Annotated in this window: 2 protein-coding genes; both read right to left on the reverse strand. The window is 66.5% G+C overall.

Annotation, left to right across the window (positions count from 1 at the left end):
• Positions 1 to 4 precede the first annotated feature (4 nt).
• Positions 5 to 13,948, reverse strand: a complete 13,944-nt coding sequence (locus BW992_RS19880) for a non-ribosomal peptide synthetase (protein WP_076406959.1) — start codon at positions 13,946 to 13,948, stop codon at positions 5 to 7.
• Positions 13,949 to 14,003: 55 nt separating this feature from the next.
• Entirely contained in the window at positions 14,004 to 17,066 is a 3,063-nt protein-coding gene (locus BW992_RS19885; protein WP_076406960.1) for a non-ribosomal peptide synthetase, read from the reverse strand.
• Positions 17,067 to 17,076 lie beyond the last annotated feature (10 nt).

Below are 17,076 nucleotides of genomic sequence, written 5' to 3' on the forward strand. Positions count from 1 at the left end.
CTCGCTAGCTTTGGGAATTCGGTTTGGTCTTGAGCTTGCCCAGCAGCTTGTCCAGGGATTTCTGGTTCAGCGCCTTGGCCAGCGGGAAGTCCGATGGCATCAGCGCACCGGCCTGGGGATCGAGGCAGTGCTCGACCAACACCTGCAAACGTTCCAGCAGGCGAGCGGGCAACTGGCGGTCGATGGCTGGCGTGACGCTGTGCCACTCGACGCGCAATACGCCTTCCTCCAGCCAGGCCACCACTTCCCGGTCATGGGTCACCCGGTTGGCGGGAGCCACGTCCGGTGGCGGAGTCAGGCTGCTGGGGCGCAACCAGCCCTCGGGCGTCTGCTCATGGCCCAGGTAGTTGAACAGTACGTCGCCGCTGCTGGCCGGCAATTGACCCCGCTGGCGCAGCAGCCCGTAACCCAGGCCCTGGCCCGGCACGGCGCGCAAGGCTTCCTTGGCGTTACGCACCTGGTCGCCCGGGGCGCCGCTGGCATTGACCCGCAATGGGTACAGCGTGGTGAACCAGCCGACGGTGCGGCTCACGTCCAGGCCGTCGAATGGCGCATCCCGACCATGGCGCTCCAGGTCCACCACGATGTCGCTGCGGCTTTCCACCTCGGCCAGGGTCGCGGCGAGGGCGGCGATCAACAGTTCTTCCGGTTGCGTGCGGTAGGCCGCGTGGGCCTCGGTCAGCCATTGATGGGTACGAGTGGCATCCCAGCGGGCTGACAGGGTCTGCCGTTCGGCCACGGTGGCCACAGGCGCCGGGTTCGCTCCCGGCTGGGTGCTCCAGTAGCGCTGTTCGGCGCTGACCTTGATGGCATGGGCCTGCAAACGCTCCGCCCATTGACGGTAGGACGTGGTCTTGGCCGGCAACGTCGGGTTTTCGCCGCGTTCCAGGGCCGGGTAAAGGTGCTGGAAGTCTTCCAGCAACGGCGTCCAGGAGACCGCGTCCACCACCAGGTGATGGGCCACCAGGTACAGGCGTTGCGGTGCGCCTTCCAGCAGTGCGGCGGCAAACAGCGGACCGTCCTGCAGGTCGAGGCTGCGGGCCACGTCCAGCAGCTGTTCGGGATGTTCGCAGCAGGTCAGTCGTGCAGGTGCCACGGGCGCGATGCGCGCTTGCCATTGTCCCTCGACCTGGGCGAAACGCAGGCGCAGGGCGTCATGGTGGGCCACCAGTCGGTCCAGGGTGGCCTGTACCACGGCCGCGTCGAGACGTCGCTCGCTGTCGGCCAGCACCGACTGGTTCCAATGGCCGGCCTCGGGCTGCTGTTGATCGAAGAACCACTGGTGCAGCGGCATCAGCGGCATCGTACCGGTCACATCACCCTGTTCGGCCTGGCTCAGCAGGGCCGTGGTCACCTGGGCCAGCGCCGCCGGGGTCGGCGAGCGGAACAGGTCCCTCGGGGTGAGGGCATAACCCTGCTCGCGCAGGCGGGAGATCAGTTTCAGGCCAAGGATCGAGTCACCGCCCAGGGCGAAGAAGCTGTCCGAGGTGCCGACCTGCTGTCCACCGGTCAGGGTTTCGCCGAGCAGTTCGCCGAACAGTTGGCAAAGCAGGCGCTCCAGGTCATTGCGCGGTGCCGCGTAGTCTTTCTGGGTCTGCGGCAAGGGCAGCGCCGCCAGGGCCTTGCGGTCTATCTTGCCGTTGCTGTTCAACGGCAAGGCCGGTACTTCGACCCATACCGAAGGCACCATGTACGCCGGCAACTGGGCCGCCAACAGGTTGTCCAGTTCCGATTGCACGGCGCTGCCGCTGTAGAACGCCACCAGGCGGTTGTCGATGACCAGGGTGCAGGCAGCGGTGATCGCCGGCAGGTCCAGCAGGGCCGCATCGATTTCCCCCAGCTCGATGCGCTGGCCCCGCAGCTTGACCTGATGGTCGAGACGTCCCAGGTATTCGATGTTGCCATCGGCCAGGAAACGGCAGCGGTCGCCGGTGCGGTACAGGCGGTCGCCGGCCACGAACGGGCTGGCGAGGAAGCGTTCTTCGGTCAGGTCCGGGCGTTTCAGATAGCCACGGGCCACGCCGACGCCGCCGATGTACAGCTCGCCGATGCTGCCGATGGGCAATGGCTGCATGGCTTCGTCGAGGATGTACAGGCGCAGGTTGGCGATGGGCTTGCCGATCGGCACGATTGTGTCGTCCGCCGAGCAACGCCAGACCGAGACGTCGATGGCCGCTTCGGTGGGGCCATACAGGTTGACCAGGGCTGCCGGGTGCTGGCCCATGAAACGCCGCACCAGGTCCACTGGCAAGGCTTCGCCGCTGGCGAACACCTGGCGCAGGCTGTGGCAATTCACCAGGCTCGGTTCCTCGACGAACGCCCGCAGCATGGACGGCACGAAGTGTAACGTGGTGACCTGTTCCTGCTGGATCAACTGGCTGAGGTAAGCCGGGTCACGGTGGCCGTCCGGACGGGCCACCACCAGGGTGGCGCCGGTGATCAGCGGCCAGAAGAACTCCCACACCGACACGTCGAAGCTGTACGGGGTCTTCTGCAGGACCCGGTCGTTCGGGCCGATCGGGAAGGCGTCCTGCATCCAGTACAGGCGGTTCATCAAGGCGCCGTGTTCGTTCATCACGCCTTTTGGCTGGCCGGTGGAACCGGAGGTGTAGAGCACGTAGGCCAGGTCATTGGCGGCGACGCTGATGGGTTCGAACGCCGGGGCCTGGGGCAGGGCGTCGAGGGTCCAGGCCAGGTGCCCGGCCGGCAGGCGCTCCAGCCACTGCGCCTGGGTCAGGGTGACCTTGGCATCGGCGTCCTGGATCAGGAAGGCCAGGCGCGCGGCCGGCAATTGCGGGTCCAGCGGCAGCCACGCGGCGCCGGCATGGACGATGCCGAGCAAGGCCACGACCATTTCCACCGAGCGCTCCATGCACACCGGCACGATGTGCTCGGCGCCGATGCCGGCGGCGCGCAGGGCGCGGGCGACGACCTGGGCACGCTGGTCCAGTTCGGCATAGCTCAGGCGTTGGCCTTCGAACACCAGCGCCGAGGCGTTGGGGCTCAGGGCTGCCTGCTGGCTCAGGGCCGTGTGCAGGTTGGTCGGGCCGCTGTAGTGGCGGTCGGTGGCGTTCCACTGGTCCAGTCGTGGCTGGTCCTGCTGCTGCGGGAACAGCTCGATCAACGTGCGCTGCGGCGTCGCCACCAAGGCATCGAGCAGCGCGCACCACTGTGCGCTCCAGCGCTGCATTGTCGTTTCGTCGAACAACGCCGCCTGGTACTCCAGTGACAGGGTCATGTCACTGCCGTCGTCCTGGACTTCCCAGCTTTGCTCGAACTTGGCATCGACCACTGGCAGGGTCTGCTCTTGCACCTCCAGCCCCGGCCATTGACGGCTGTCCACGCGACCGTAGTTGAGAGAGAACAGTACCTGGAACAGCGGCGTGCGGTTCAGGTCACGATGCTGGGCAACGGTGCTGACCAGGGTGGCGAAAGGCAGGTCGGCGTGGGCCTGGGCCGCACGCAGGTCGGCTTCGAGGCTGGTCAGCAAGCGTTCGGCCGGCGCACGCTGCTCGACGTCGCTACGGATTACCAGGGTGTTGACCAGACAGGCCAGCAGCGCCTGGGATTGCGCCTGGTCACGCTGGTCCGCCGGCGTGCCGAGGCGAATCTCGCGTTGCCCGCTGTAGCGCGCCAGCAGCGCACTCAAGGCGGTGGCCAGGACCACATAAGTGGTGGTGCCCCGTTGACGGGCGAATCGGCGGATGGCTTCGGCCCGTTCGGCACCGAGGCTGACGATTACCTGCCGGGCACGACGGTCGACTTCGGCGCCGCGCGGATGATCGATGGGCAGGTCCAGTTGATAATTGTCCTGGCCCAGATGGTTTTTCCAGTATTCCAGGCTGCTGTTACGCCGTGCCTGGGTGTCCGGGTGCTGCTGCCACAGGGCGAAGTCGACGTAATCGATCTCCAGCGGTGCCCAGGCGGGGGCCTGTCCGTTCAGCCCGGCGGCATAGGCCTGGGTCAGCTCGTCGATGAGCAATTGCATGGCCCAGCCATCGGTGGCGCTGTGATGCAGGCAGACCAGCAGACGGTGCTCGTCGCTGTCCTGGCGCTGCAACAGGTGCGCGCGCCATGGCGCGGCGGCAGCCAGGTCGAACGGTGCCATCAGTTCGTCCTGGGCCTTGGCGCAAGCCCAAGTCCAGTCCTGGGTCGGCACCGAGGTGACCGCGAGTGCCGGACCCTGCGGGTCGATCAGCAACTGTGGCTCCCCCTGGACCTCGACGATCCGGCTGCGCAGCACCAGGTGGCGCTGGCTGACCTGCTCGAATGCCGCGCGCAGGGCCTGGACCTGCAGTTCGCCGCGCAAGGTCAGAGCGAATGGCATGTGGTATTCGCGGGACTCAGGCACCAGTCGGCTGAGCATCCAGAACCGGCGTTGGGCCAGGCCCAGGGGCAGTTGCGCCGGGCGCGGTTGTACGCTGATCGATTCATCGGGCAGAGCCGCCCGCAAGTGCCTGGCCAGGGCCGCCACCGTCGGCTGGGCGAACACCAGCGGCAAGGGCAGGGACACCCCCAGGCGTTCACGGACCCGGCTGACCAGACGGGTGGCCAGCAAGGAGTGGCCGCCGAGTTGGAAAAAGTGGTCCTCGATACCGACGACAGAGCAGTCCAGCACCTCGCTGAACAGTTCGCAGAGCACGGTTTCAGTGGCATTGCGCGGCGCGGTGCGCGGCTGGTCGCTCTGGCTTTGCGGCAGCGGCGTGGCAGCCAGGGCCTTGCGGTCCAGCTTGCCGTTGCTGTTGAGCGGCAGGCGGTCGAGCTGCACGAAAAGACTCGGCTGCATGTGCGAAGGCAGGCGTTCGCCCAGGGTGGCACGCAGGGTGGCTTCGTCAGCCTCACCACACCAGAAGCTCACCAGGCGCTGGTCCAGCAACAAGGTCGCGGCGTCGCGAACGCCCGCTTGCGCCAGCAGTCCGGCGTCGATTTCCCCCAGCTCGATGCGCTGGCCCCGCAGCTTGACCTGATGGTCGAGACGTCCCAGGTATTCGATGTTTCCATCGGCCAGGAAACGGCAGCGGTCGCCGGTGCGGTACAGACGGTCGCCGGCCACGAACGGGCTGGCGAGGAAGCGTTCTTCGGTCAGGTCCGGGCGTTTCAGATAGCCACGGGCCACGCCGACGCCGCCGATGTACAGCTCGCCGATGCTGCCGATGGGCAATGGCTGCATGGCTTCGTCGAGGATGTACAGGCGCAGGTTGGCGATGGGCTTGCCGATCGGCACGATTGTGTCGTCCGCCGAGCAACGCCAGACCGAGACGTCGATGGCCGCTTCGGTGGGGCCATACAGGTTGACCAGGGCGGCCGGGTGCTGGCCCATGAAACGCCGCACCAGGTCCACTGGCAAGGCTTCGCCGCTGGCGAACACCTGGCGCAGGCTGTGGCAATTCACCAGGCTCGGTTCCTCGACGAACGCCCGCAGCATGGACGGCACGAAGTGCAACGTGGTGACCTGTTCCTGCTGGATCAACTGGCTGAGGTAAGCCGGGTCACGGTGGCCGTCCGGACGGGCCACCACCAGGGTGGCGCCGGTGATCAGCGGCCAGAAGAACTCCCATACCGACACGTCGAAGCTGTACGGGGTCTTCTGCAGGACCCGGTCGTTCGGGCCGATCGGGAAGGCGTCCTGCATCCAGTACAGGCGGTTCATCAAGGCGCCGTGTTCGTTCATCACGCCTTTTGGCTGGCCGGTGGAACCGGAGGTGTAGAGCACGTAGGCCAGGTCATTGGCGGCGACGCTGATGGGTTCGAACGCCGGGGCCTGGGGCAGGGCGTCGAGGGTCCAGGCCAGGTGCCCGGCCGGCAGGCGCTCCAGCCACTGCGCCTGGGTCAGGGTGACCTTGGCATCGGCGTCCTGGATCAGGAAGGCCAGGCGCGCGGCCGGCAATTGCGGGTCCAGCGGCAGCCACGCGGCGCCGGCATGGACGATGCCGAGCAAGGCCACGACCATTTCCACCGAGCGCTCCATGCACACCGGCACGATGTGCTCGGCGCCGATGCCGGCGGCGCGCAGGGCGCGGGCGACGACCTGGGCACGCTGGTCCAGTTCGGCATAGCTCAGGCGTTGGCCTTCGAACACCAGCGCCGGGGCGTTGGGGCTCAGGGCTGCCTGCTGGCTCAGGGCCGTGTGCAGGTTGGTCGGGCCGCTGTAGTGGCGGTCGGTGGCGTTCCATTCGACCAGCTGGCGTTGGCGCTCGGCTGCCGCCATCGGCGTCCATTCCCCGAGACGGGTCTGTGGCGCGTCGAGCATGGCTTCCAGCAGTTGCTGCCATTGCGTCAACCAACGCCGGGCGGTGGTTTCGCTGAACAACGCGGCACGGTATTCCAGCAACACCGACAGCACTTCGCCGTCGTGCACTTCCCAGTTCAGGTCGTACTTGGTGGCCTGGGCGGTCACCGCTCGTTCGCTGACATGCAGTCGCGGCCAGTGCCGGCCGCAGGCATCGGCGTTCTGCATGACGAAGAGCACCTGGAACAGTGGCGTCTGGCCGAGGCTGCGGGAAGGCTTGAGGTGGTCCACGACCTGCTCGAACGGCACGTCCTGGTGCTGCTGGGCGTCCAGTACGCGGTTGCGCACCTGGCTCAGCAAGCCTTCGAAATCCAGGCTCGGATCGAGATCGGCGCGCATGACCACGGTGTTGACGAAGCAACCGATCAAAGGCTGCAGCTCGGCGAACGGCCGCTGGGCCACCGGACTGCCGACCCGCACATCGCGCTGGTTGGCGTAGCGGCCCAGCAGCAGTTGCGCCGCACTCAGCATCAGCATGTACAGGGTGGCGCCGCGTTGCTGGGCGAATTGCCGCAGACGCGCCACCAGCGCTGGTGGCAGTTGCAGTTGGACGGCACCGGCGGCCGGAGCGAGGTGGTCGGGACGGCCTTGCTCGGTGGGCAGGTCCAGCAGGTAATCGCCATCCTCCAATTGGTTGCGCCAGTATTCCAGTTGCTGGCTGAACAGGCGCTGCTGGGCGGGTTCGCGTTGCCAGAGGGCATAGTCCGGGTATTGCAGGGCCAGCTCTGGCAGTAATGTCGCGGTGCCCTGGCATTGGGCGGCGTAGAAGCGACCCAGCTCATCCAGCAGGTTCTGGCTGGACGCATCGTCGGTTGCGCAATGATGCACGGTGAGCAACAACAGCGACTGGTTACCGCCACTGCGCTGTATCAAGGTGGCTCGCACGGGGATTTCGCGGGCCAGATCGAACGGACGTCCGGTTGCTTGGCGCAGGGCATCATCGGTCAACTGCTGCCAGGCGGCGTCGCAGGCAGCTTCCAGTACCGTTGCCTGCAGCGGGACATCGACCTGCCCATCGACCACCAGCATCAGCTCGCCGTCGGTGTCGCGCACGATGCGGCTGCGCAGGATCTCGTGACGTTGGATCACGTTGTTCAAGGCTACCTGCAGGGCCTGGGTATCGAGTTCGCCGTCCAGCTGCACCGCGCTGACCACGTTGTATTCACCGCCACCGACGCTCAGTTGTTCGAGGAACCACAGGCGCTGCTGCTCGAACGACAACGGCAAGCGCGCCGGGCGTGGCGCCGGGACGAAGGCCGTCGCCGCTTGCAGGGGATCGCCCAGCAAGGCGGCCAGGGCTTGGAGGGTCGGGTGTTCGAAAACGGCCCGCAGCGGCGGTACCGTGGCGAACTGTTGGCGCAGGCGGGCGAACAGTGTCGCCGCCAGCAGCGAGTGGCCGCCAAGGTAGAAAAAGTGGCTGTCGCGACCGATCTGCGCCGCCGGCACCTTCAGCAGTTCGGACCACAGGGCCGCCAGTTGCCGCTCGGCACCGCCGCGTGGCGGATCCAGCGCGTCCGGCGCGGCCTGGATGTCCGGCGCCGGCAACGCCTTGCGGTTGAGCTTGCCGTTGTCGGTCAACGGCAGTTCATCGAGCACCACGAAGGCCGAGGGCACCATGTAGTCGGGCAGGGCTGCGCCAATGGCCTTGCGCCAGGCATCGATATCGGCCTGCTGTTCGCAAGTGACGTAGGCCACCAGGCGCTTGTCGCCGGGCACGTCTTCGCGAGCCAGCACCACGGCCTGGCGCACGCCTGGTTGCGCGCCGAGCAGGGTTTCGATTTCCCCCAGTTCGACGCGGAAGCCACGGATCTTCACCTGATGGTCCATGCGTCCGAGGTATTCGAGCTGGCCATCGGGCAACCAGCGCACCAGGTCGCCGGATTTGTACAACCGGGCACCGGGCAGGGACGAGAACGGGTCTTCGATGAAGACCTTGGCGGTCTGCTCGGCGCGGTTGAGGTAACCCAGGGTCACGCCGGCACCGCCGATGTGCAGCTCCCCCGGGACGCCCACCGGCATCGGGTTGAGGAAGGCATCGAGCACGTAGGTGCGCACGTTGGCGATGGGGCGGCCGATGATCGGGCGCTGGGGGAAGTCGTCCACCGCGCAACCGGTGGCGTCAACCGTGCATTCGGTGGGGCCGTAGGTGTTGAAGAAGCGGCTGCCGGCAATCGCTGGCAGGCGTTGCCACAGCTGGGTGTCCACGGCATCGCCACCGAACAGCACGAAGCGGGGCAGGTACACCTCGCCACGTCGCACGCCTTCGCTTTCCAGCAGGGCCTTGAGCTGTGCCGGGGTGCATTCGAAGGCCTCCAGGCGGGTCTCGCGGAAGAACTGCGCCAGCGCCTCGGGGTCGTAGCGCACGTCTTCCGGCGTCAGGTACAGGCTGTGGCCGTCGAGCAGCAGGATCAGCTCGGCCACCGAACTGTCGAAGGCGAAGGAGTAGTTGAAACTGGTGCGCATCGGCTGGTCGGTGTAGCGCCGGTACAGGCCATGGATACGTGCCCAGGCCAGGTTGACCACCGAGGCCTGGGTAACCAGGGTGCCTTTGGGCTTACCGGTCGAGCCGGAGGTGTACATGATGTAGGCCAGGTCTTGCGGGCCGGAAAGCGGCGCCGGGTTGCTGTCCGGCTGGTGAGCGAACAAGGCCGCGTCGCTGTCCAGGTGAACGCGTGGCAGCCCGGCCCCCAATTGTTCCAGCAGCCCGTGCTGACCGAGGAGCAACGCCGGCTGCGCGTCTTCGAGCATGTAGGCCAGGCGGTCCGCCGGGTAGCTCGGATCCAGCGGCACATAGGCGCCCCCGGACTTGAGGATGCCCAGCAGGCCGATCAGCAGTTCCAGGGAGCGCTCGACACACAGCGCCACCGGACTGTTGGCGCCCACGCCACGCCCGCGCAGGTAGTGCGCCACCTGGTTGGCCCGGCGGTTCAGTTCGCCATAACTCAGGCTGCGTCCTGCGAAGGTCAGTGCGTCACGCTCCGGAGTTCGCTCGGCCTGTTGTTCGAACAGTTGGGCGAAGGTCAGGTGGCGCGGTACCTCCATTTCGGTGCGGTTCCACTCGACCACGGTGCGCTGCCATTCGTCCGCCATCAGCAACGGCAACGCTGCCACCGGAAGTTGCGGTTCGGCGAGCATCCGCTCCAGCAGATGCTCCAGGCGGGCCAGGGTCTGGCGGGCGCTGTCGGCCACGAACAGGTCCAGGGCGAACATCAGTTCCAGCTGGATCGGCGCATCGGCCGGACACAGCACATGCAGGTCCAGGTCGCATTCGGAGTGGCGCAGCGGGGTGTCCAGGGCCTCGAATGCCAGCCCGGGGAAGCGCAGGCGCGATTCCATGGCCAGTTGCTGGGCGACCATCACCTGGTACAGCGGTGCATGGCTGAGGCTTCGGGGCAGTTGCAGGCTGTCCACCAGTTGTTCGAAAGGCAGGTCCTGGTGCCGCAGGCCGTTGCGCAGCCGCTCGGCCACTTGTTGGACCAGGGCGGTGAAGTCCGCTTGTGGCTCGAAGTCGGCGCGGATCGCCAGGTTGTTCAGCAAAATACCCAGCAGGCCTTCGGTGCCCGGCTGTTCACGGTGGGTCACCGGGGTGCCGACCAGCACCGTGGCGTCGCCGCTCAAGCGGTGCATCAGTACGGCGAAGCCAGCGAACAGAACGGTGAATGGCGTGGTGCCGAGGCGACTGGCAAAGGCCTGAACTCGCTTGCTGAGGTCGGCGCTGAGTTCGCGCTGGACGATCCCGGCGCGGTAGCTCTGCACCGATGGCCGCGGATGGTCGGTGGGCAGGGCCAGCAGTGGGCTGCCTTCGCTGTCGCGGCGATCCAGGGTGGCGGTCCAGTAGTCCAGTTGGCGCTTGAGTTCGGCGCCCTGCAAATGCTCCCGCTGCCAGAGGGCGAAGTCGGCGTATTGCACCGGCAGCGCCGGCAGCTCGGCGGCGGCACCGTTGCAGCGGGCTTCGTAGCCCAGGGCCAGCTCGCGCAGGGCGATGGTGGCCGACCAGGCGTCGGAGACCATGTGGTGCAGGGCGATGCCCAGCACATGTTCATCCGGCGCCAGGCGCAGCAAGCGGGCGCGCAGCAACGGCGGGCAGGCCAGGTCGAAAGGCTGTTCGAAGGTCTCTTGCAGGGCATTGAATTGCGCACCCGCCCGAGCGGTGGCGGTCAGGCCCGACAGGTCCTCGAAGGGCAACGCGATGTCCAGGGTTGCGCTGATGCGCTGGCACGGTACGCCGTCGACGCTGTGGATGCCGGTGCGCAGGATTTCGTGGCGCGCCAGCAGGTCGTTCAGGCTGGCGTGCAGCGCCTGGACATCGAGTTTACCCTTAAGGTGCAGGGCGAACGGGATGTTGAACAGGGTAGTGCCCGGTGTCAGTTGCTCGATGAACCACAGTCGTTGCTGCGAGAACGACAACGGCAGCAACGCCGGACGCGGCTGGGCCTTGGGGGCACTGATGGGCGCGGCTTGCGGTTCGGCGGCCTGGGCCTGGCGGGTGGCGATGGCCACGGCCAGCAGGGCCACGGTGGGATGCTCGAACAGCACACGCAACGGCAGGTCGAGTTTGAAATGGGTACGCAGGCGAGCCACGATCTGGGTCGCCAGCAACGAATGCCCGCCAAGGGTGAAGAAGTTGTCTTCCACCCCCACTGTGTCCCGACCCAGCACCTCGGCCCAGATCTTCGCCACGCTGCTTTCCAGGTCGTTGCGCGGGGCGATGCTTTGCCGGGTGTCGCCCTGCCAGTCCAGTTCTCGTGCGGCGAGGGCCTTGCGATCGACCTTGCCGTTATTGTTCAGGGGCAGTTTGTCCAGGCAGACGAACGCGGCCGGCACCATGTACGGTGGCAGCTGCGCCCGCAGGTGTTCACTCAGGCCGTCGCTGCCCTGGGCTTGGTCATGGGCCGACCAGTACGCCACCAGCCAGGCTTCGCCGACGGTATTTTCCTGCAGCAGGACCGCGGCTTCGCGCACGTTTTCATGCTGCGCCAGACGGTGTTCGATTTCGGTCAGTTCGATGCGGTGCCCACGCAGCTTTACCTGCTGGTCACGGCGGCCGAGGTATTCGATCACGCCATCTGCACGCCAGCGTCCCAGGTCACCGGTGCGATACAGGCGTCCTTCGAGTTGCGGATGGTCGATGAACGCCTGCGCGGTGCGCTGTGGATCGTGCAGGTAGCCACGGCCGACGCCGACGCCGCCGACACAGATTTCCCCGGCCACGCCAACCGGCACCGGGCGCAGGTAATCATCGAGCACATACATGCGGTTGTTGGCCGTCGGACGGCCGATGGGCATGTGGCTGACTTCGGCCGCCGGTGCTTCGAAAATGGCCTGGAACGCCACGTCATCGGCGCATTCGGCCGGCCCGTAGGCGTTCATCAAGGCAATGTCGGGAAAGCGCGCGAACCAGTCCCGGGCCACGGTCGGTGGCAGGGCTTCGCCAGTGGGCAACACCCAGCGCAGATCGGGCAATTGCAGGTCGCACGGGCACAGGGCGAGCAGGGTGCGCATCAGGCTCGGAACGATCTCCAGCACGCTCAGGCGCTCCTCGGCCAGGACCTGTAGCAGGCGCTGCGGGTCGTGGGCGACTTCGTCCGCAAGGATATGGACGGTAGCGCCCAGCACTGGCGCGGCGAGGAACTGCCACACCGAAATGTCGAAGGCCACCGAGGCGGTCTGGGGAATCCGGTCGTCGGCGCCAAGCCCCAGGGCCGGCACTTTGCCGAAGATATTATTGAGCATGCCCCGTTGCTCGATCATCACGCCCTTGGGCCTACCGGTCGAGCCCGAGGTGAACAGCACGTAGGCCAGGCTGTCCGGGCCGGCGAGGGCCGGCAAGGGCGCGTCGTTGCCAGATGCCCAGCAGGCTTGGGCGAACAGGGCTTCGGGGGCCTGGTCGAGGCCGCTGAGCAATTGATCGAGCAGACCGCTGCAACCTTCGCTGGCGATCAGGAACGGGGCACGGGACAGGCCAAGGATTTCCCGCAGGCGCTCCGGCGGATGATTGACTTCCAATGGCAGCATCGCCGCGCCGGCCTTGAACACCGCCAGCATCATGGTCAACAACGCCAGGCCCCGGGGGGCCAGCAGCGCCACCAGGTCACCCTCGCTGGCGCCGGCGGCGCGCAGGGCATGGGCCAGGCGGGTGGAAAGCCGGTCCAGCTCGGCGTAGGTCAGGGATTCACCGGCGCAGACCGCGGCCACCTGCCCACCTCGCTGGGCGACCTGGGCGGCGAACAGTTGCGCGTAGCTTTGATCCAGGGGGAACTCATGGGGATTGACCGCCCATTCGCCCAGCAGTCGCTGGCGCTCTTGTGGGGCGAGCAGTTCGAAGCTGCCTAGGGGCGCGTCGGGCGCGGCCAGCATGCTGTGCACCAGGCTGGCGATGTGACCCAACAGGCGCTGCACGGTAGCGGCATCGAAGCGCTCACGGTCGTAGGACACCCGGATACCCAGCTGTTCACCGGGCAGGATCACCACGGTCAGGCCGTAGTGGGTGTGCACGCTGTGGTCCATGCCTTCGAGGCTGAACTGGAAGCCCCCTTCGAGGATCTGCTCGTCGATGGGTGCGTTCTCGAACACCAGGATGCTGTCGAACAGGGTTTCGCCGCGAGGGAAATCGCTCCAGCCCTGGATGTCGGTCAGCGGTGTGTGCTCGAAGTCGCGCATGTCGACATTGAGCCCCTGCAAGGCTTGCAGCCAATTGCCGAGGGCAGCGTCCGGGTCCACTGAAACCCTCAAGGGCAAGGTATTGATGAACAGGCCGATCATTTCAGCCACACCGGTCAGGTCGGCGGGCCGACCGGCCACGGTGACGCCGAACACCACGTCCCGTTGCCCGCTGTAGCGCGACAGCAGCAACGACCAGACCCCTTGGAAGAACGTGTTCGCAGTGATGCGACGCTGGCGGCAGAAAGTGGCCAGCGCCTGGGTTTGCTGTTCGTCCAGGTGGATCAATTGATCGTCCACCAGCACCGCATCGGTGTAGCGGTCGCGGCTCACGCCATTGTCCACGGTCAGCGGCGTGGGCGCACTGAGACCTTGCAGCTGGCCGCGCCAGAACTGCTCGGCCTTGCCGGCATCCTGGCGCTGCAGCCATTGGATGTAGTCGCGAAATGGCCGCGGGCTTTTGAGTTCCGGCGTGCGGTCGTTGCACAGCGCTTCATAGACCTTGAGGAAATCCACGGTCACCAGGGAAATGCACCAGGCATCCATCAGGATGTGGTGGAAGCTGCGAATGAACTCGTAGGACTCGTCGGCCAGGCGCACCAGGCGGAAGCGGATCAGCGGTGGCTTCGACAGGTTGAAGCCGACTTTCTGTTCGTCCTCCAGCAGTGTGCGGATCCGCGCTTCCTGCTCGTGGGGCGCCAGGCCGCGCAGGTCGAGGGTGTCCAACGGCACCTTGACCTCCCGGTGGATCACCTGCACCGGTTGCTTCTGGCTTTTCCATTGGAAGCTGGCACGCAGGGACGGGTGCAGCGCTACCACCCGACGCCAGGATTCGAGAAACGCCACTTCGTCGATGGCCCCGCCGATGCGGTAGCGATCCTGCATCAGGTAGACGCCGGAGTCTTCATGCAGCAAGGAGTGAAACAGCATCCCCTGTTGCAGTGGCGACAGCGGGTAGATGTCTTCGATCGGATTGCTGGTGGTTTTTTCGGTGGTCATTGAAAGCGTCCTGCGTAAAAAGGGGCGACGGCGGCACGGCGGCGCAAGGAACCGGTCACAGGTCGGTCTCGTTCAGTTCGGCCATCAGGGCTTGCATTTCGTCATCGGACAGGCCCGAGGCGCTGAATTCGGTGCTCTCGGCCACGGGCTCGACGGCGTCGGCGGCCAGCGGTTGCGCAACTTCGGCCATGGCCGCGATGGTCTGGCGTTCGAAGACTTGCTTGGCCGACAGCGCGATGCCTTGCTCGTGGGCCTGGGCCACCACTTGCAGGCTGAGGATCGAGTCGCCGCCGATGGCGAAGAAGTTGTCGGTGACGCTCACGGTGGACAGCTTCAAGACCTTGGCGACGATGGCTTGCAGGGTGGTTTCCATGGCATTGCGCGGGGCCACGTGGGCGCTTGCGTCGAACTGGTCCGGATCAGGCAACTGGCGAATGTCGAGCTTGCCGTTGGGGGTACGCGGGAAGGTCGGCAGGGTCAGGACCTGGGCCGGCACCATGTACGAGGGCAGGCGCTCACCGAGGAAGCGCTTGATCGCCTCCGAGTCCGGGGCGTAGCCGTGGGCGGCCAGGATGTAGGCGAGCAGGCGCTTGCCGGCGGTGTGCTCCTGGACGATCACCGCGGCTTCGCGTACGTCGCTGTGGCTGCACAGCTGGCGTTCGATTTCTCCCAGTTCGATGCGGTAGCCGCGAACCTTGACCTGATGGTCCTTGCGGCCAAGGAACGCCAGGCGCCCATCCGCCAGCCAGCAGGCCAGGTCGCCGGTACGGTAGGCGCGGGTGCCGTCGGCCAGGGTGACGAAGGCCTTGGCGGTTTCTTCGGGTTTGTTGCGATAGCCACGGGCCAGGGTCGGGCCGGCGAGGACGATTTCACCTGGCTCGCCGATGCCGCAGGCAACGTCCTGTTCGTTGAGCAGGCGCAAGTCCATGCCGGCGATGGGACGCCCGATGCTGACACTGCGGTTGGGTTCCAGAACTTCGTAGGTGGCCCATACCGTGGCTTCGGTGGGGCCGTATTCGTTGACCAATCGGGCTTGCGGCAGGGTCTTGCCGTGTTGCGCCACCAGGGACGGCGGACAGGCTTCGCCGGCGACGATCCAGCATTCGAGGCTGTCGCTCCCGCCGCTGCGCTGCAACTGATCGAGCAAGGCCTGGTACAGCGATGGCAGCGACAGGCCGTGGCTGACCTGGTGCTCTGTGATCAATTGGGCCAGGCGCGCCATTTCCAACTCTTCGCCGGTGGCGGGCAATACCAGGCGTCCGCCCTGGGCCAGGGTCCAGAAAATCCCGGCGACCGAACTGTCGAAGGCGAAGGAGGACAGCAGCAGATAGGCCCGCACTGGCGTCTCATAGGCGGCCATGCGTACCTGAGTGGAGAAGCTCAGGGCACCGTGAGTGATTTCCACGGCTTTGGGTGCACCGGTGGAGCCGGAGGTATAGATCAGGTAGGCCAGGTCGTCCGCTCCTGGCGTCGGCAGGGCTGGCAGATGGCTGGCGTCCTCGGCGCTCAGCTCGTCGAGCACGAAGCGTTGCAGGCTGGCCGGTACGCTGTCGGCCAGCTCGGCGCTGACCACGATATGGTCGATGGCGCTGTCGGCGAGCATGTAGGTCCGTCGGTCGGCCGGGTAGGTCGGGTCGATTGGCACATAGGCACCGCCGGCCTTCAGGACCGCGAGCATGGCGACAATGGCGGCATTGCCGCGCGGGAACACAATCCCCACGGGCACCCCCGGGCCGATGCCGGCGCCGACCAGTCGATGAGCCAGGTGCGTGGCGCAGGCATCCAGGCGGCTGTAGCTCAGCTCGCCGTCCTGGTCGCTGAGGGCGATGGCATCCGGCTGCTGGCGAACGCGGCGGGCAATCAGTTCCACCAGCGTCAGCGGTTCGATGTTCGGCCGGTTCGGCTCGTTCGCCACCACCTGCGACTGGAGCGGTCCACCAAGGGGCAGATGGGCCCAGGCCCGTTGCGGTTCCGCCAGGGCACCCTGCAGCAATTGCAGCCACTGCTCGGCCAGGCAGGCGGCGGCTTCGGCGCTGAGTGCGTGGCGATCATAGACCAGATGCGCCTGCACGCGGTCGGGGAGCTGGCGTACGTTCAGGCAGGCCTTTGCCGGCGCCATCACCGCCCCGGCAAAACGTTCCCGGGCATCGCCGCAACGCCAGGCGAAGGCGTAGTCCGCAGAGAGATCGTGGGTATAGTAGTCCTGCCAGCCCATGGCTCGTTCGACGCAGGCACCGACCTGGGTGCTCTGCTCCAGCAAAGTCGCCTGGGCATCCAGTTCGAGGCTGACGGGCAGGCATTGCTCGAACAGGCCCAGGGCGTTTTCCAGTTCCGGGCCACGGCTTTCATGGACCACGGCAAGGGGAACCTGTTGCTGGCCCGCCAGCCGGCCGAGTACGACGGCCCATGCGGTCAATGCCAGGTTCGCCGTCAGGGCCGGGTGGGTGGCCAGGGCGGCGGGCAATGTCAGGTCGTAGCGGGCAGGGGCGAAAGCGCCGGCGCTCGCCGCTTCGAGGGACAATTGCAAGGCAGCCTGTTCGGTTTCGCTCGATGGTTTCCAGAAGCTGACGCCGGGATGATCCGGTTCGTCTTCCACCAGGCTCCAGCGCCATTCGGCGTAATCGGCATATTGCAAAACGTCCGACAGCGGCGCGGTGCTGTCCTGCAGCAATGCACCGGCCAGCCACTTCAGGCTGGCCAGATCCAAATGGCTGCTGGCGGCCGCCAGGTCCAGCACGCTTTGCTCACCGGGCAGGCGCACCAGGGTCACGTACAAGGGCGTCGCCCAGTCGCGGGCCTGGATGGCCAGTCGCTTCAAGGCGCTGTCCTGTTTGGCGGGGCTGTGTTGTTGCAAGTCCAGCAGCTCCACTTTCAGGGAGCCAGTCTCGTCGATTACCTGCACCGGATGGCGCAACCCCGGCACCGGCATCAGGCGTGTGCGCAAGATCTCGTTGTCGGCCACGAGCGCGAGCAGGCGCTCGTTCAACGCATCGACCTCCAGCGGCAGGGACACCGCCCACTGTAGATGGCAGCTCAAAGAATGGGCGGCCACGCCGTTGAGGTGGGGATATACCGATGCCTGTTGCGGCGAAATGCGAAAACCTTGAAGTCCGTTCATGTTGATCTCG

This window comes from Pseudomonas sp. 7SR1, assembly GCF_900156465.1.
Classification (GTDB): domain Bacteria; phylum Pseudomonadota; class Gammaproteobacteria; order Pseudomonadales; family Pseudomonadaceae; genus Aquipseudomonas.

Coding starts and splice junctions, on each gene's coding strand:
- BW992_RS19880 (WP_076406959.1), bottom strand. CDS start 13,948: ATGACCACCGAAAAAACCACCAGCAATCCGATCGAAGACATCTACCCG.
- BW992_RS19885 (WP_076406960.1), bottom strand. CDS start 17,066: ATGAACGGACTTCAAGGTTTTCGCATTTCGCCGCAACAGGCATCGGTA.